Origin of the sequence: Paracoccus endophyticus, assembly GCF_003286075.1 — a bacterium.
Lineage (GTDB): Bacteria > Pseudomonadota > Alphaproteobacteria > Rhodobacterales > Rhodobacteraceae > Paracoccus > Paracoccus endophyticus.
In genome coordinates this window covers 173761-190221 of the sequence record NZ_QLUV01000003.1, presented here as the reverse complement: position 1 = coordinate 190221, position 16461 = coordinate 173761, and the positions used below count along the sequence as shown (strand labels likewise).

15 protein-coding genes are annotated in these 16461 nt (G+C 67.9%); 4 read left to right on the top strand and 11 right to left on the bottom strand.

Annotated features, from left to right (window positions below):
• The first annotated feature begins 70 nt into the window (after nucleotides 1-70).
• Both DPQ23_RS05880 and DPQ23_RS05875 read left to right on the top strand, forming a co-directional pair.
• Complete coding sequence (locus tag DPQ23_RS05880) at nucleotides 71-913, top strand: AAA family ATPase (protein WP_112873766.1); 843 nt, start codon at nucleotides 71-73, stop codon at nucleotides 911-913.
• Between the two features lie 42 nt (nucleotides 914-955).
• The gene (locus tag DPQ23_RS05875; RefSeq protein ID WP_112873765.1) at nucleotides 956-1411 is read left to right on the top strand and encodes a GNAT family N-acetyltransferase; all 456 of its coding nucleotides are present in this window, start codon (nucleotides 956-958) and stop codon (nucleotides 1409-1411) included.
• 98 nt (nucleotides 1412-1509) lie between these two features.
• Here DPQ23_RS05875 and DPQ23_RS05870 read toward each other — a convergent pair whose 3' ends face one another.
• From DPQ23_RS05870 to mdh, 10 genes are all read right to left on the bottom strand, one after another.
• Nucleotides 1510-2001, bottom strand: a complete 492-nt coding sequence (locus tag DPQ23_RS05870; protein WP_112873764.1) for a lytic transglycosylase domain-containing protein — start codon at nucleotides 1999-2001, stop codon at nucleotides 1510-1512.
• Nucleotides 2002-2240: 239 nt separating this feature from the next.
• Nucleotides 2241-3629: a dihydrolipoyl dehydrogenase gene (lpdA, locus tag DPQ23_RS05865; protein ID WP_112873763.1), complete on the bottom strand. Its 1389-nt coding sequence runs from the start codon at nucleotides 3627-3629 to the stop codon at nucleotides 2241-2243.
• 82 nt (nucleotides 3630-3711) lie between these two features.
• Nucleotides 3712-4113 carry an MAPEG family protein gene (locus DPQ23_RS05860; RefSeq protein WP_112873762.1) on the bottom strand — a complete coding sequence of 134 codons (402 nt, stop codon included), beginning with the start codon at nucleotides 4111-4113 and terminating at the stop codon, nucleotides 3712-3714.
• Complete coding sequence (locus DPQ23_RS05855; RefSeq protein ID WP_112873761.1) at nucleotides 4110-4370, bottom strand: hypothetical protein; 261 nt, start codon at nucleotides 4368-4370, stop codon at nucleotides 4110-4112. The genes DPQ23_RS05860 and DPQ23_RS05855 overlap by 4 nt, the downstream gene beginning before the upstream one ends.
• A gap of 51 nt (nucleotides 4371-4421) precedes the next feature.
• Complete coding sequence (gene odhB / locus DPQ23_RS05850; protein WP_112873760.1) at nucleotides 4422-6005, bottom strand: 2-oxoglutarate dehydrogenase complex dihydrolipoyllysine-residue succinyltransferase; 1584 nt, start codon at nucleotides 6003-6005, stop codon at nucleotides 4422-4424.
• Nucleotide 6006: 1 nt separating this feature from the next.
• Nucleotides 6007-8973: a 2-oxoglutarate dehydrogenase E1 component gene (locus tag DPQ23_RS05845; RefSeq protein ID WP_112873759.1), complete on the bottom strand. Its 2967-nt coding sequence runs from the start codon at nucleotides 8971-8973 to the stop codon at nucleotides 6007-6009.
• Between the two features lie 268 nt (nucleotides 8974-9241).
• Nucleotides 9242-10306 carry a glycosyltransferase family 2 protein gene (locus DPQ23_RS05840; RefSeq protein WP_112873758.1) on the bottom strand — a complete coding sequence of 355 codons (1065 nt, stop codon included), beginning with the start codon at nucleotides 10304-10306 and terminating at the stop codon, nucleotides 9242-9244.
• 27 nt (nucleotides 10307-10333) lie between these two features.
• On the bottom strand, nucleotides 10334-11221 hold the full coding sequence (gene sucD / locus DPQ23_RS05835; RefSeq protein ID WP_112873757.1) for a succinate--CoA ligase subunit alpha: 888 nt from the start codon (nucleotides 11219-11221) through the stop codon (nucleotides 10334-10336).
• A 324-nt stretch (nucleotides 11222-11545) separates the two neighbouring features.
• Entirely contained in the window at nucleotides 11546-12739 is a 1194-nt protein-coding gene (sucC, locus tag DPQ23_RS05830; protein WP_112873756.1) for an ADP-forming succinate--CoA ligase subunit beta, read from the bottom strand.
• 217 nt (nucleotides 12740-12956) lie between these two features.
• The gene (gene mdh, locus DPQ23_RS05825) at nucleotides 12957-13919 is read right to left on the bottom strand and encodes a malate dehydrogenase (RefSeq protein ID WP_112873755.1); all 963 of its coding nucleotides are present in this window, start codon (nucleotides 13917-13919) and stop codon (nucleotides 12957-12959) included.
• Between the two features lie 124 nt (nucleotides 13920-14043).
• On the opposite strand from mdh, the gene DPQ23_RS05820 reads away from it, so the two are divergent.
• The gene (locus DPQ23_RS05820) at nucleotides 14044-14784 is read left to right on the top strand and encodes a sulfite exporter TauE/SafE family protein (RefSeq protein ID WP_112873754.1); all 741 of its coding nucleotides are present in this window, start codon (nucleotides 14044-14046) and stop codon (nucleotides 14782-14784) included.
• Between the two features lie 90 nt (nucleotides 14785-14874).
• On the opposite strand, the gene DPQ23_RS05815 is transcribed toward DPQ23_RS05820, so the two are convergent.
• Nucleotides 14875-15411 (bottom strand): YciE/YciF ferroxidase family protein, encoded by a 537-nt coding sequence (locus DPQ23_RS05815; protein WP_112873753.1) that lies wholly within the window; start codon nucleotides 15409-15411, stop codon nucleotides 14875-14877.
• A gap of 193 nt (nucleotides 15412-15604) precedes the next feature.
• On the opposite strand from DPQ23_RS05815, the gene DPQ23_RS05810 reads away from it, so the two are divergent.
• Complete coding sequence (locus DPQ23_RS05810; protein WP_112873752.1) at nucleotides 15605-16450, top strand: HpcH/HpaI aldolase/citrate lyase family protein; 846 nt, start codon at nucleotides 15605-15607, stop codon at nucleotides 16448-16450.
• Nucleotides 16451-16461 lie beyond the last annotated feature (11 nt).

Below are 16461 nucleotides of genomic sequence, written 5' to 3'. Positions count from 1 at the left end.
GGCATGGTCACAAACTTGCGGCTGCCGCGGACGGGCACTAGGGTCGGCGCGACGCTGGAAAGGATGCCCGATGCAGTTCCGTTCGACCGACCGCTATGTCGCGCCCCCCGATCTGGCGCTGGCCGTGAACGCCGCCGTGACGCTGGAGCGCCCCTTGCTGGTCAAGGGCGAGCCGGGCACCGGCAAGACCGAGCTGGCCCGGCAGGTGGCCGCCTCGCTGGGCCTGCCGATCCTGGAGTGGAACGTCAAGTCCACCACCAAGGCCCAGCAGGGCCTGTACGAATACGACGCGGTCAGCCGGCTGCGCGACAGCCAGCTGGGCGACGCGCGGGTGCATGACGTCGCCAACTATATCCGGCGCGGCAAGCTGTGGCAGGCCTTCGACGCGCCCGGCAAGGTCGTGCTGCTGATCGATGAGATCGACAAGGCCGACATCGAGTTTCCCAACGACCTGCTGCAGGAACTCGACCGGATGGAGTTCCACGTCTACGAGACCGGCGAGACGGTCGTGGCGCGGCACCGCCCCGTGGTCGTCATCACCTCGAACAACGAAAAGGAACTGCCCGACGCGTTCCTGCGGCGCTGCTTCTTCCACTATATCCGCTTTCCCGACGCCGAGACGCTGAAGCAGATCGTCGCGGTCCATTACCCCGGCCTCAAGCCGCGGCTGCTGGACGAGGCGCTGACCCAGTTCCTGGAGTTGCGCGAGGCGCCGGGGCTGAAGAAGAAGCCCTCGACCAGCGAATTGCTGGACTGGCTCAAGCTGATCCTGGCCGAGGACCTGTCCCCCGAGGACCTGAAGCGTCCGGCGGGCGAGATGCTGCCCAAGCTGCACGGCGCGCTGGTCAAGAACGAACAGGACGTGGCCCTGTTCGAACGGCTGGCGTTCATGGCCCGCCGCCAGGCGCGCTGAGCGGATGGCCGCGTCCCGCCCGGCGATGCAGGGGCGCACCCGATGAGCGCGGGTCTGACGGTGCGCCCGCTTGCGACGGCGGATCGCACGGGCTGGCAGGCACTGTATCGCGGCTATCAGGCGTTCTACGGGTTTCACCACCGACCCGACGGGTTCTATGACGCGGCATTCGCGCGGCTGACGGGCGCAGACCCGCAGGATTTCCGCGGCCTGCTGGCCGAGGCGGGCGGCGTGCCCGTCGGCCTTGCGCATTACGTCTTTCATCCCAACCTGTGGCGGCCCGAGGGCGTCTGCTATCTTCAGGACCTGTTCACCGCGCCGGCGGCGCGCGGGCAGGGGGCAGGCCGCGCTCTGATCGCCGCGGTCTATGCCGCCGCCGATGCGGCCGGCGTGCCGTCCGTCTATTGGCTGACGGCTGAGGACAACTATCCCGGCCGGATGCTGTACGACCGGGTTGGCGTGAAGTCGCCCTTCATCCGCTATAACCGGCCCGCCTGAACACCGACCGCCCGAACAGCCCGTCCCCGGCGCCGGACGGCAGGCGGTGTCTGACTGGCTGGCGGCGGCCGGGGCCCGGCCCCGGTGAACGAGGGCCGTCAGCGCAGGCCGGTTTCTTCCAGCAGGCCCTTGCGCTTGGCCTCGTAGTAATAGCCGCGTGCATACCATTTCACCGCCGCGTCTGGGTTCCCGTCGGCCACAAGATAGGCCCCCCGCAGGTACTTGACGCCGTATTTCAGGTTGGTGTCCGCATCCAGCAGCCCCGAGGGCGAACCCTTGTAGCCCATGCCGCGCGCGGTCGCGGGCAGCATCTGCATCAGGCCATAATACGGACCGTTGCGCGCGCCCGGGCGGTGGCGGCTTTCGCGGATCACGACGCGATGGACCAGCGATTCCGGCACGTCGTACTGGGCCGAATATTTCCGGATCAGCGCGCGCAGTTCGGGGGTTTCGTTGGGGTGCAGGTCCGCCTGTGTGACGCGCGGCTGCGCCAGGTACATCCGGTTGTCATGGTCGATCTGGTTTCCGCCGCAGGCGGCCAGCGACGCGGTCAGGGCCAGCGCGGCCAGCCGCGGAAAGGTGGGGGTCATCACTGCCTCGGGTCGTGTCGTTGAGATTGCCAGCACGATAGCGCAGGCCGACGCACGCGGAACGGGTAATAAGCAAACCTTCGCCCCGCGCAGGGTGCTTCGGCGGAATCCCGCCGGCAGGGATGACCGTCAAGGGAACGCCTGCGGAACCAGATGAACCGCCCGGGGCCGGAACGGGGGGATCGGATACCCCCCGGCCGCTGAACTTCTCAAAGGTCCGCCCGTTCGTGCGGATCCCGTCAGACGTGGATCGCGCCGTCGCCGCAGGCCAGCGCGGCCTCGCGCACCGCCTCGCTGATGGTCGGGTGGGCGTGGCAGGTCAGGGCCACGTCCTGCGCGGCTGCGCCGAACTCCATCGCGACGCAGATCTCGTGGATCATCTCGCCCGCGCCGGGGGCAATGATATGCGCGCCCAGGATGCGGTCGGTCTCGGCGTCCGCGATCACCTTCACGAAGCCCTCGGCGTGCAGCATCGCCTTGGCCCGCGCGTTGCCCATCAGGGGGAACTTGCCGACCTTGATCTTGCGGCCGCTGGCCTTCGCGGCCTCTTCCGTCAGGCCGACGCTGGCCACCTCGGGGGTGGTGTAGATGACGCCGGGGATCACGTCATAGTTCACGTGCCCATGCTTGCCGGCGATGACCTCGGCCACGGCCATGCCCTCGTCCTCGGCCTTGTGGGCCAGCATCGGACCGGGCACCGCATCGCCGATGGCGTAAAGGCCGGGGACGCTGGTGGCGAAATGGGCGTCGATGGCGATCTCGCCGCGGTCGGTCATCGTCACGCCCAGCGCCTCCAGGCCCAGACCGTCGTGCCGGGGACGGCGCCCGGTCGCGACCAGCACGACCTCGGCCTCGATCGTCTTGGCGTCGCCGCCCTTCTTGGGGGCATAGGTGACGGTCGCCCCGGCGTCACTCGCCTCGACCCCCGACACGGCCGCCCCAAGGACGAAGGTCAGGCCCTGCTTGGCCAGGATGCGCTGGAACTGCTTTTGCACCTCGGCGTCCATGCCGGGGGTAATGGTATCCAGATACTCGACCACCGTGACCTTGGTTCCCAGCCGGTTATAGACCGAGCCGAGCTCGAGCCCGATGACGCCCGCACCGATCACGACCATGGTGTCGGGGATCTTCTTCAGCGCCAGCGCGCCGGTCGAATCGACGACCACGCCCGCGTCGTTGTCGACCGTCACGCCCCTCAGTGGCGAAGCGACCGAGCCCGAGGCGATGACGATGGCCTTCGCCTCGTGGGTCTGGTCGCCGACCTTGACCGTGCCGGGCGCCGGGATCTCGGCCCAGCCCTTCAGCCAGTCGATCTTGTTCTTCTTGAACAGGAACTCGATGCCCTTGGTGTTGGCGGCGACCGTCTCGTCCTTGTAGGCCTGCATGCGGCCCCAGTCGATGTCCGCATGGGCGTTCATCAGGCCCAGCGTGGCAAAGTTCTCGTGCATCTCGTGAGCCATGTGGCTGGAATGCAGCAGGGCCTTGGACGGAATGCAACCGATGTTCAGGCAGGTGCCGCCCAGCGTCTCGCGCCCTTCGACGCAGGCCACCTTCAGGCCAAGCTGCGCGGCACGGATGGCGCAGACATAGCCGCCGGGTCCGGCGCCGATCACGATCAGGTCATACATTCACGTCGTCCTTTCCTCTGCCGCAGGCCGGGGCGTGGCGCCCCCTGATGACCCCGCGGGATGTTTGCAACCGCCCGACGCCTCAGGCCAGGGCCGTCAGGATCATGGCCATCGTGGCCAGGAACCCCACGCCCCAGATGGCCGAGCGCCAGGGCGACCAGCCCAGTGCATAGGCCGGAACATACAGCACGCGCGCCGCCAGATAGACCCAGGCGCAGGCGGCGGTCAGCCCGCCGTTCGATTGGGTCAGCTGGACCAGCACCACGGCAATGGTGAAAAACGCCAGACCCTGGAAATGATTGTCCACCGCACGCCGCAGCCGCCCGCTCAGGGGCGACAGCGGCGCGTCCTGGTCGCGCGGCCCGGCGTTCCACGCCGGACCCGCGTCGCGGTTCACCGCCCAGCCCGCCAGGCCGATCTGGACGGCCTGCAGCAGCGCCGCCAGACCCAGCACGGTCAGTTCGGGCGAGGGCGGCAGGCTCATGCGGTTTCCAGCATGTGGAATTCGGTCCGCGAGACGCCGGCCCGGCTTTCGAAGACATGCGAGCCCTGGCCCATGAAGTCGCGGGCGCGTGCCGCGTTTGCCACCTGATACAGCACCCACGCCCGGTTGCCGCCTTCACGCCAGATCTGCAGCACCGACAGCGAGGCGTTGCCCCGATCTTCGGCGTCGGCGTCGAAGATCGATTTCCAGGCGTCATAGTCGCCGATGTCGTAGCGGGCGAGAAGTTGGGTGGTCATGGGCAGATCCTTGCTGGAATGGTCAATGCAGCGTCAACGAACGGACCGCCGTCACAGATCCATCAGCAGCCGGCGCGGGTCCTCGAGCGCATCCTTGACCCGCACCAGGAACGTCACCGCGCCCTTGCCGTCCACGATCCGGTGGTCATAGCTGAGCGCCAGGTACATCATCGGGCGGATCACGATCTGGCCCTTGACCACCACGGGACGGTCCTGGATCTTGTGCATCCCCAGGATGCCCGACTGCGGCGGGTTCAGGATCGGGCTGGACATCAGCGAGCCGTAGACGCCCCCGTTCGAGATGGTGAACGTGCCGCCCTGCATGTCGGCCATGGTCAGCTTGCCGTCGCGGGCGCGCGCGCCCAGTTCGGCGATCTCCTTCTCGATCTGGGCGAACGACTTCTGGTCGGCGTCGCGCACGACCGGGACGACCAGGCCGCTGGGGGTGCCCACCGCCACGCCCATGTGGACGAAGCGCTTGTAGACGACGTCGCCGCCGTCGATCTCGGCATTGACCTCGGGCACTTCCTTCAGAGCGTGGGAACAGGCCTTCACGAAGAAGGACATGAAGCCCAGCTTGACCTTGTGCTTCTTTTCGAAGGCATCCTTGTAGTCGTTGCGCAGGTCCATGATGCCCGACATGTCCACCTCGTTGTAGGTGGTCAGCATCGCGGCGGTGTTCTGCGCGTCCTTGAGGCGGCGGGCGATGGTGGCGCGCAGGCGGGTCATCTTGACGCGCTCCTCGCGGGCCGCGTCGTCGGCGCTGGACGGCGCGCGGGGGGCCTGGGCGGGCGCGGGGGCCGAGGACGGCTGCGGCGCGCGGGGCGCCTGCGCGGCGCGGGCCACGTCCTCCTTCATCACGCGGCCGCCCTTGCCGGTGCCTTCGACCTGGTCGCGGCCGATCCCGGCCTCGGCCATGGCCTTTTTCGCCGACGGCGCGTCCTCGACGTCGCCGCGCGGGATCATCTGTTCGGGACCGGCGCCCGGCGATCCGACGTCGCCCGCCGTGACCCCGTCCTCGCCGCCCGAGGCAGAGCCGACGGGCAGGGCTTCGGCGCCCTCGCCCGGCGCACCGGCCGCGGCGCCCTCGGTGACGACGGCCAGCCGCGCCTTGGCGTCAACGGTCGTGCCTTCGGGCGCAAGGATCTCGGCCAGCACCCCGGCGGCCGGGCTGGGCACCTCGACCGAGACCTTGTCGGTTTCCAGTTCGCACAGCATCTCGTCCAGGGCGACGGCGTCGCCGGGCTTCTTGAACCAGGTGGCAACCGTCGCTTCGGTCACGCTTTCGCCCAGCGTGGGCACCATCACATCGACGGATTTTCCGGTCATCTTCGGCTGATTCCTGTCTGCGGCCGGCTGGCCTTGGGTGGTGGTCCGGGCAGGCGCGGCGGCCTGCGCGGCGTTGTCGATCTGCGCCAGCAGCGCGTTGGGGCTGACCGTCTCGCCCTCGGCGGCGACGATCTCGGCCAGGACGCCGGCGGCGGGCGAGGGCACCTCGACCGTCACCTTGTCGGTTTCCAGCTCGCACAGCATCTCGTCCACGGCGACGGCGTCGCCGGGCTTCTTGAACCAGGTGGCGACCGTCGCCTCGCTGACGCTTTCGCCCAGTGTGGGCACGCGCACTTCGGTGGTCATGTCAGGCTCCGATCTTCAGGGCGTCGGCGACCAGCGCCTCTTGTTCCTTCTTGTGGCGACTGGCCAGGCCCGTCGCCACCGAGGCCTGCGCCGCGCGCCCCGCGTAGAGGGCCCGGCCATGCGTCGCGCCGACCCGGTGCAGGACCCACTCCAGGTTCGGCTCGACGAAGGACCAGGCGCCCTGGTTCTTGGGCTCCTCCTGGCACCACACGATCTCGGCCGTCTTGAAGCGTTCCAGCTCCTTGGACAGCGACTGCGCGGGGAACGGATAGAACTGTTCCAGCCGCAGCAGATAGGTGTCGCTCAGCCCGGCCTGGTTCCGCGCGGCCAGCAGGTCGTAATAGACCTTGCCCGAGCAGATCACGACGCGCCTGATCTCGGCGTCCGGGGCCAGGCTGAAGTCCGACTTGCCGCGTGCGGCATCGTCCTCCAGCACCCGGTGGAAGGTCGAGCCGGTGGTGAACTCGTCAGCCGAACTGACCGCCAGCGGATGGCGCAGCAGGGATTTCGGCGTCATCAGCACCAGCGGCTTGCGGAAGCCGCGGTGGATCTGGCGGCGCAGGATATGGAAATAGTTGGCCGGCGTCGTCAGGTTGGCGACGATCCAGTTGTCCTCGGCGCACATCTGCAGGAAGCGTTCCAGACGCCCGGACGAATGCTCCGGCCCCTGGCCCTCGTAGCCGTGGGGCAGCAGCATCACCAGCCCCGACATCCGCAGCCATTTCTTTTCGCCCGACGAGATGAACTGGTCGAACATGATCTGCGCGCCGTTGGCAAAGTCGCCGAACTGCGCCTCCCACAGGGTCAGGGCGTTCGGCTCGGCCAGCGAATAGCCGTATTCGAAGCCCAGCACCGCGTATTCCGACAGCATCGAGTCGATGACCTCGTAGCGCGCCTGCCCGCCCCGGATGTGGTTCAGGGGATAATGCCGCTCTTCGGTCGTCTGGTCGATGAAGGCCGAATGGCGCTGGCTGAAGGTGCCGCGCGTGCTGTCCTGGCCCGACAGGCGGACCGGATGGCCCTCGATCAGCAGGCTGCCGAAGGACAGCGCCTCGGCCGTGGCCCAGTCAAAGCCCTCGCCGGTGGCGAACATCTGGCGCTTGGCGTCCAGCAGGCGGGTGACGGTCTTGTGCATGTCGAACTGCTCGGGGGCGCGGGTCAGCGCCTCGCCGATCTCGGACAGGGTGTCGGGGGTGATCGCGGTGTTGCCGGGGACATAGTCGTCCCCCTCGGTCCCCAGTCCCGACCACTTGCCGTCCAGCCAGTCGGCCTTGTTCGGCTTGAAGTTCTTGCCGACCTCGAACTCCTCGTTGAGATGCGCCTGGAAGGCGGCCTTCATGTCCTCGATCTCGCCCTCGGGGATCAGGCCGTCGCGGACCAGCCGCTCGGTGTACAGCTGCAGGGTCGTCTTATGACCCTTGATCTGCTTGTACATCGCCGGGTTGGTGAACATCGGCTCGTCGCCTTCGTTGTGACCGAAGCGGCGATAGCAGAAGATGTCGATGACCACGTCCTTGTGGAACTTCTGCCGGAACTCGGTGGCGACCTTGGCGGCATGGACCACCGCCTCGGGGTCGTCGCCGTTCACGTGGAAGATCGGTGCCTCGACCATCAGCGCGATGTCGGTCGGATAGGGCGAGGTGCGGCTGAAATGCGGCGCCGTGGTAAAGCCGATCTGGTTGTTGACGATGATATGGATCGTGCCGCCCGTGCGGTGGCCGCGGATCCCCGACAGCTGCAGGCATTCCGCCACCACGCCCTGGCCCGCGAAGGCCGCATCGCCGTGCAGCAGGATCGGGATGACCGAGGTGCGGGTGTTCGTGTCGGAATACTGGTCCTGCTTGGCGCGGACCTTGCCCAGCACGACGGGGTTCACCGCCTCCAGGTGGCTGGGGTTCGCGGTCAGCGACAGATGGACGACATTGTCGTCGAAGGTCCGGTCGCTCGACGCGCCGAGGTGGTATTTCACGTCGCCCGATCCGTCCACGTCCTCGGGCTTGTAGCTGCCGCCCTGGAATTCGTGAAAGATCGCGCGGTAGGGCTTGCCCATGACGTTGGCCAGCACCGACAGGCGACCCCGGTGCGGCATGCCGACCACCACCTCCTTGGCGCCCAGCGCGCCGCCGCGCTTGATGATCTGCTCCATCGCCGGGATCAGGGCCTCGCCCCCGTCAAGGCCGAAGCGCTTGGTGCCCATGTACTTGACGTGCAGGAACTTCTCGAAGCCCTCGGCCTCGACCAGCTTGTTCAGGATCGCGCGGCGCCCTTCGCGGGTGAAGGCGATCTCCTTGCCGTAGCCCTCGATGCGCTCCTTCAGCCACGCGGCCTGCTCGGGGTCCGAGATGTGCATGAACTGCAGCGCAAAGGTGCCGCAATAGGTGCGGTTCATCAGGTCCACGATCTGCCGGATCGAGGCGACCTGCAGGCCCAGAACGTTGTCGATGAAGATCGGCCGGTCCATGTCGGACGCGGTGAACCCGTAGGTCGCGGGGTCAAGCTCGCCCAAGGGCGGCATCTCGCGCATCCCCAGCGGGTCCAGGTCGGCGTGCAGGTGGCCCCGGATGCGATAGGCGCGGATCAGCATGATCGCGCGCACGCTGTCCAGCACGGCGCGGCGCAGCTGGTCGTCCGACAGCGCCACGCCCTTTTCGTCGGCCTTGGCGGTGATCTTCTTGATCGCGGACTTCGCCTCGGCCTCGGTTGCCCGCGGCCATTCGCCGGTCAGCGCGGCGGTGTTCTCGTCCGACGGCATCGGCGGCCAGTCGGGCCGTGCCCAGCTGGCGCCCTTGGCCTCGCGCGTCACGGTGGCCTCGGCGTCGCCCAGGCCCCGGAAGAACTCGTCCCAGGCCGCGTCCACCGCGGCGGGGTCGTTGGCCCACTGGCCATACAGCTGTTCCACATAGGCCGCGTTCGCGCCTTGCAGGAACGAGCTGTCGTGGAAGGCGGTATTCGGGGATTGGTCGTTCATGGGGTCGCCTCTTGATCGCGAGGAAAGTCTGATATTGTCAGGACGACGCGCCGCATGGCCAGGGGGCCAGCGGCAAGCCGCCAAGGATCGGGCAGGGTGCGGCTCACGCCTGCTGCCGCCCGGGGCATCCGGCCCAGTCTAGGACCGCGCGCGGCGCTGTCCACTGACATGAGCGTTGGCAGTCGGGCCGGCCGGACACAGGCGCGGCGGCAGGCGCGTCGCAGCGCATGGCCCCCGGACGCGAGGAAGGACCCGGACGGCCCCCGCATCATCGCGCCCCCGCCATGATGCGGCGCTGGACGGTCTGATACCACGGCACCAGCGCCCCGCGGGGCGCGGCCCAGATCCGCGGCAACCAGGTCAGCGCCAGCACCGATCCGCGAAACCGGGGCAGCGTCCAGCGCCGTCCCGCCAGGTCCTTGGCCAGGTCGGCCACCGTCATTCGGCCCGACCACAGTGTCAGGCGCGCCAGGTCCCGCGTCGGTCGCGCCGAATGGCGGCGCACGAAATAGGCCACGTTCATCTGCGCCAGCGCGGAATTCACTCGCCGGCCACTACGGGCGCCCGCCGCCTCGAGATGGTGGCAATGCGCGTCCGAGGCGCGCCACAGCGCGCCCAGGCGGCCCAGCCGATAGCTGGCATCCAGGTCCTCGGCGATCGAGGGGCCGACCAGCCCCTCGTCGAACGGCTCGCGCAGCACGGCGGCGCGCCGGACCGTCAGGGCGAACCCGTTGATGAAGTCGATGGGGTGGCAGTGCCGTGGCGGCTGCGGGGAGTGCGCCGAATGCCAGCGGCGATCGGCGCCGTCATAGCCCACGAAGCGGCAGTCGGCATCGGTCAGCAGCAACTGCCGGCGCAGGACACGCGCCACCGCGCCGCCGCCGGTCGCGATCCGGCCAGCGGCGGCGGGGCTGACCGACTTGCGGTCAAGCCCCTCTGCGCTGTCCTCGGGTGCATCGGGGACATGATGGGCCGCAATGGCCACGACCGACGGATGGGCGGCATAGCGCGCCATGATCCGGTCCGCGCAATCGGGATACATCAGCGTATCGTCGTCGAACAGGAACAGGATGTCGGCACGGGCCAGCCGGATGGCCTGGTTGCGCTGCACCGTCAGCGAGCGCGCCGCCGCCGGCTCGAACACCAGCCGCGCCCGGTTGCCCACCACGGCGGCCACGCGGTCGCGCGTGGCCTGCCAGTCGGTGCTGGCGTCCGCGATGACCACTTCGGCGGGGGGGCGGGTCTGCGACAGCGCCAGGCCCACCGCCCGCACCAGCACGTCGCCGCGGTTCAGCGTGGCGATGCACAGGCCCCAGTCCAGCGTTGCCGTCAACGTCCCGTCCCCCCAGCCGGATGCCGATCAGGCCCGGCCCAATGCCTTCAGAACGGCCTCTCCCAGACCGGCGGGGCTGTCGGCCACGATGATCCCGGCGGCCTTCATCGCCTCGATCTTCGACTCGGCGTCGCCCTTGCCGCCCGAGACGATCGCCCCGGCGTGGCCCATGCGGCGGCCGGGGGGGGCGGTGCGCCCGGCGATGAAGCCTGCGGTCGGCTTCCAGCGGCCCGCCTTCTTCTCGTCGGCCAGAAACTGCGCCGCGTCCTCCTCGGCCGAGCCGCCGATCTCGCCGATCATGATGATCGATTCCGTTTCCGGGTCCGCCAGGAACATCTCGAGGATGTCGATGTGCTCGCTGCCCTTGATCGGGTCGCCGCCGATGCCGATGGCGGACGACTGGCCCAGGCCCACGTCCGAGGTCTGCTTGACCGCCTCGTAGGTCAGCGTGCCCGACCGCGACACCACGCCCACCGACCCGCGGCGGAAGATGGACCCGGGCATGATCCCGATCTTGCATTCGTCGGGCGTCATCACGCCGGGGCAGTTCGGCCCGATCAGGCGCGATTGCGACCCCTGCAGGGCGCGCTTGACCTTCATCATGTCCAGCACCGGAATGCCTTCGGTGATGCAGACGATCAGCGGGATCTCGGCGTCGATCGCCTCGAGGATCGAGTCGGCGGCGAAGGGCGGCGGCACATAGATCACGCTGGCATTGGCGCCGGTCTTCTCCACGGCCTCGTGGACCGAGTTGAAGACGGGCAGGTCCAGGTGCGTGGTGCCGCCCTTGCCGGGCGTCACGCCGCCGACCATCTGCGTGCCATAGGCAATCGCCTGTTCGGTGTGGAAGGTGCCCTGAGAGCCGGTGATGCCCTGGCAGATGACTTTGGTGGTCTTGTCGACGAGAATGGCCATTCTAGACTTTCCTGATCCTGACTTCAGCGGGGCCTGTTTGGCTCAGCTCGATTGTAACCGGAGCGGAGTCAGTGATTCCGTTGGCGGCAAAGAAAGCATTAATAACTTCGTTTCTGCCGTCGGAGGTGAGCAAACCTTTGTCACCGTAGATCCACATTTCCGCAGTAGGCTTCGGTTCAAACACGACTCGCAAACGAGCTTTCGGTGCCTGAGCCTCATTAGTTCCGCCCGTGAATCGCGTGAAATCGAAGGGCGCGTCGGAAACCTTAATGTTCCGGTTTCGTATCGCGCCTGTCGTTAAGGTGGTGCGCCAAGTGGACATCATCAGCCCTTGACGGCCTTCACGATCTTCTGCGCGGCATCCGACAGGTCATCCGCCGAAATCACGTTCAGGCCGGACTGCGAGATGATCTCCTTGCCCTTCTCGACGTTCGTGCCTTCCAGCCGCACGACCAGCGGGACCTGCAGGCCGACCTCCTTCACCGCGGCGATGATGCCCTCGGCGATGATGTCGCAGCGCATGATGCCGCCGAAGATGTTGACCAGGATGCCCTTCACGTTCGGGTCGGACGTGATGATCTTGAAGGCTTCGGTCACCTTCTCCTTGGTGGCGCCGCCGCCCACGTCCAGGAAGTTCGCGGGTTCGGCGCCGAACAGCTTGATGATGTCCATCGTGGCCATCGCCAGGCCCGCGCCGTTCACCATGCAGCCGATCTCGCCGTCCAGCGCGATGTAGTTCAGGTCGAACTTGGACGCGGCCAGCTCCTTGGGGTCTTCCTCGGTCTCGTCGCGCAGCGCCATGATGTCGGGCTGGCGGTACAGCGCGTTGTTGTCGAAGCCCATCTTGGCGTCGAGGCATTTCAGGTTGCCGTCGGTCGTCACGATCAGGGGGTTGATCTCCAGCATCTCCATGTCCTTTTCGATGAACATGCGATACAGGTTGCGGATCAGCGCGACGCACTGCTTGATCTGGTTGCCTTCCAGGCCCAGCGCAAAGGCCACGCGGCGGCCATGCCAGTCCGACAGGCCGGACGCCGGATCGACGCTGAAGCTGACGATCTTCTCGGGGGTGTTGTGGGCCACCTCCTCGATGTCCATGCCGCCCTCGGTCGAGGCGACGAAGCTGACACGAGAGGTCGAGCGGTCCACCAGCAGCGCCAGATACAGCTCGCGCGCGATGTCGCTGCCGTCCTCGATGTAGATGCGGTTGACCTGCTTGCCGGCCGGGCCGGTCTGGTGGGTGACGAGCGTCCGGCCCAGCATCTGGCGGGCCAGTTCTTCGGCCTCGGTCGTGGACTTGGCCAGGCGCACGCCGCCCTTGTCACCCGCCTCGGGTTCCTTGAACTTGCCCTTGCCGCGCCCGCCGGCGTGGATCTGGGATTTGACCACCCACAGCGGGCCGTCCAGTTCCGATGCCGCGCGCTTGGCCTCGTCGGCCTTCAGCACGATGCGGCCGTCCGACACGGGCGCGCCATACTGCTTCAGCAGGGCCTTGGCCTGGTATTCGTGGATGTTCATCGTCGACCTCGCAGGAAAACTCGCGGGCGGTTTGCCACAGATCGGTTGGAAAGCAAAGGAATCCGTCACAGGCAGCAGGGGGTGCGGGGAAATACCGCCGCTTGTGATCACACGCTTTCAAGCCGTGATCACAAGCACAATCCGCCGGGGTCGTTTGCGGCTGTGCATGAAAAAGGGCGGGCACACCGGCCCGCCCCCGTTCGGTCCGTTTCGCCGCTTACGCCAGCGAGTTGTCGATGCCCTTGCAGGCCTCGACCAGACCCTTCACCGCATCGACCGACTTCTGCATCATGGCCTGCTCGGCGTTGTCCATCTGGATCTCGATGACCTTCTCGATGCCGCCGGCGCCGATCACGGTCGGCACGCCGACGTACATGCCGTCAAGGCCATAGGCCCCCTGCACATAGGCCGCGCAGGGGAGGACGCGCTTCTGGTCCTTCAGGAACGCTTCCGCCATCTCGATGGCGCTGGTCGCGGGCGCGTAGAAGGCCGATCCGGTCTTCAGCAGCGCCACGATTTCCGCGCCGCCGTCGCGTGTGCGCTGGACGATCTGGTCGAGCCTGTCCTGCGTCGTCCAGCCCATCTTGACCAGGTCGGGCAGCGGGATGCCGGCGACCGTGGAATAGCGCACCAGCGGCACCATCGTGTCGCCATGCCCTCCGAGGACAAAGGCAGTCACGTCGCGCATGGACACGCCGAACTCCTCGGCCAGGAAATGGCGGAAGCGCGCGCTGTCCAGCACGCCGGCCATCCCCACGACCTTTTCATGCGGCAGGCCGGAAAACTCGCGCAGCGCCCAGACCATCGCGTCCAGCGGGTTGGTGATGCAGATGACAAAGGCGTCGGGCGCGTGCGCCTTGATGCCCTCGCCCACCGACTTCATGACCTTGAGGTTGATGCCCAGCAGGTCGTCGCGGCTCATCCCCGGCTTGCGCGGAACGCCGGCCGTCACGATGCAGACGTCGGCGCCCGCGATGTCGGCATAGTCGTTCGTGCCCTTGAAGCTGCCGTCGAAGCCTTCGGACGGACCCGATTCCGCGATGTCCAGCGCCTTGCCCTGGGGCGTGCCCTCGGAAATGTCGAACAGCACGACATCGCCGAGTTCCTTGATGGCGGCGAGATGCGCCAGCGTGCCGCCGATCTGGCCGGCGCCGATGAGGGCGATCTTGGGACGGGTCATGGAGTCCTCCGTTTGGCTGATGAATCCGGGCCGGACTAGACCCTTGCCCCCGGTCGCGCAAGGCAGTTGGGTGCGGTCCGGCGCGGGTGAACGCGTAAAAATGGCGCGGGACGGGGGCGGGACGATGGATTGGCAGGTGTGGACGTTGCTGGCCGTCGCCTCGGCGCTGGTGGGCCTGGCCAAGGGCGGGCTGTCGATGATCGGGATGCTGTCGGTCCCGATCCTGTCGCTGGGCATGTCCCCGGTGCAGGCCGCGGCGGTGCTGCTGCCGGTCTATGTCGTGTCGGACGTCTTCGGCCTGATCGCCTATCGGCGCCATGTGGACCGGCGGGTGCTGGCCTGCCTGCTGCCGGGGTCGGTCGTGGGCATCGCCCTGGGCTGGGCGACCGCCAGCCTTGTGAACGATCAGGTCGTCGGCGGGCTGGTGGGCGTGATCGGCGCGGCCTTTGCCGTGTTCAACCTGGCGCGGCCCGATCCGGGGGATGCGCCGCGCAGGCCCGCCGGCTGGGGGCGCGGAACGCTGTGGGGGCTGGTCGCGGGCTATACCAGCTTTGTCAGCCATTCCGGCGCGCCCCCCTATCAGATCTATGTCCAGCCGCTGCGGCTGGGCAAGGAGACCTACGCGGGCACGGTGACAGTGTATTTCGCGGTGGTGAACGCGGTGAAGCTGATCCCCTATGCCGCGCTGGGCCAGCTGAACACGGCCACGCTGGGCCATGCCGCGGCGATGATTCCGGTGGCGGCAAGCGGGGTTGCCGCGGGGGTCTGGCTGGTCCGGCGCCTGCCCGAGCGGGCGTTCTATCTGTTCATCACCTGGGCGCTGCTGGCCGTGTCGGTGAAGCTGATCTGGGACGCGCTGCGCTGAGGGCGCGTCGGCGCACGCGCGCACCCGGTCCTGAAAACGGCCCGCCTGTCAGGGCGGGCCGCGGTCGGGTCGGTCGTGCAGGCGAGGGGCTCAGGCCTCCTCGTCCTCGTCCTCGTCGTCGTCCATGCCGCCGGCCGCCGCAGGGTTGGCGCTCGATTCGGCAAGGTCGGACAGCTTCTCGTCGGTGGCTTCCTCCTGCGCGAGGATGCCGTCCATGATCTCGGCCACGTCGTCCATGCCCAGAAGCGAGGCATAGGCGCGCAGGCTGCCATAGCGCGCGATCTCGTAATGCTCGACCGCCTGGCACGAGAAGATGATCGCCGAGTCGCCCGCGGGCGAGCCGCCGAAATCCTTGAGAAGCGAGTCGCCCTCGGCCAGGATGCCGTCCATCGCGTCGCATTTCTCGGCCTTGGCCTTCTCGCCCATCAAGTCGAAGGCCTCCTCGAGGCGCGCGATCTGGTCGGCGGTCTCCTCCAGGTGCGTCTCGAGCGCGGCGACAAGATCCGGGTCCTGCGCGGCCTTGATCATTTTCGGCAGGCTTTTCTGGATCTTGGTCTCGGCGTAATACATGTCCTTCAGCCCGTGCTTGAGCAGGTCTTCCAGTCCCATCATGTCGCTGTCAGCCATCGGCAGTCTCCCACAATGCGCGCCCGGCTCGCCCGGTCGCCTGCCCTTCAATGCACGAGGCGGCGTTCCGTTCACCCGCGCCCGACAAAAAGGCCGATCTTGCTGCATCGCAGCATTTCCGGCTTGCGCTTGGGTCGTTTTCGGTCCGGTATGCGCACGATCTTATCCCACGCGCGAGTTGAAGGAGACCGGGATGACCCAGGCCCGTCCTTACCGTTCCGTCCTGTACATCCCCGCGGCGAACGCCCGCGCCATGGACAAGGCGCGGACCCTGCCGGCCGACGCCATCATCTTCGATCTCGAGGATGCGGTCGCGCCGGCGGAAAAGCCCGGCGCGCGCGACCTGCTGCGCGCGGCGCTGACGCAGGATTACGGCGCGCGGGCGCGGATCGTGCGGATCAACGGGCTGGACACCGACTGGGGCCGCGACGACGCCGCGGCCTTTGCGACCGGGGCCGATGCGGTGCTGGTGCCCAAGGTCAGCCGCCCCGAGGATCTGGACGCCGTGGCCGCGCTGACCGGCGACACGCCGTTGTGGGCGATGATGGAAACCGCGCTGGGGATGCTGAACGCGCCCGCCATCGCGGCCCATCCGCGGCTGCAAGGCATGGTCATGGGCACCAACGACCTGGCCAAGGAACTGGGCAGCCGCAACCGCCCCGACCGGCTGGCGATGCAGACGGGCCTGGGCCTGTGCCTGCTGGCCGCGCGGGCGCACGGGCGGGTGATCGTGGACGGCGTCTTCAACGCCTTCAAGGATGAGGACGGCCTGCGCGCCGAATGCGAGCAGGGGCGCGACATGGGGTTCGACGGCAAGACGCTGATCCACCCCGCGCAGCTGGACATCGCCAATGCGGCCTTCGCGCCATCGGGGGACGAGGTGGACCTGGCCCGCCGCCAGATCGAGGCCTATGAGGCCGCGATCGCCGAGGGCAAGGCGGTCGCGGTGGTCGATGGCCGCATCGTCGAGAACCTGCACGTCGAAACCGCGCGAAAGACGCTGGCCAAGGCTGCGGCCATTGCCGCGATGAACGGATGATGGCAAAGCGG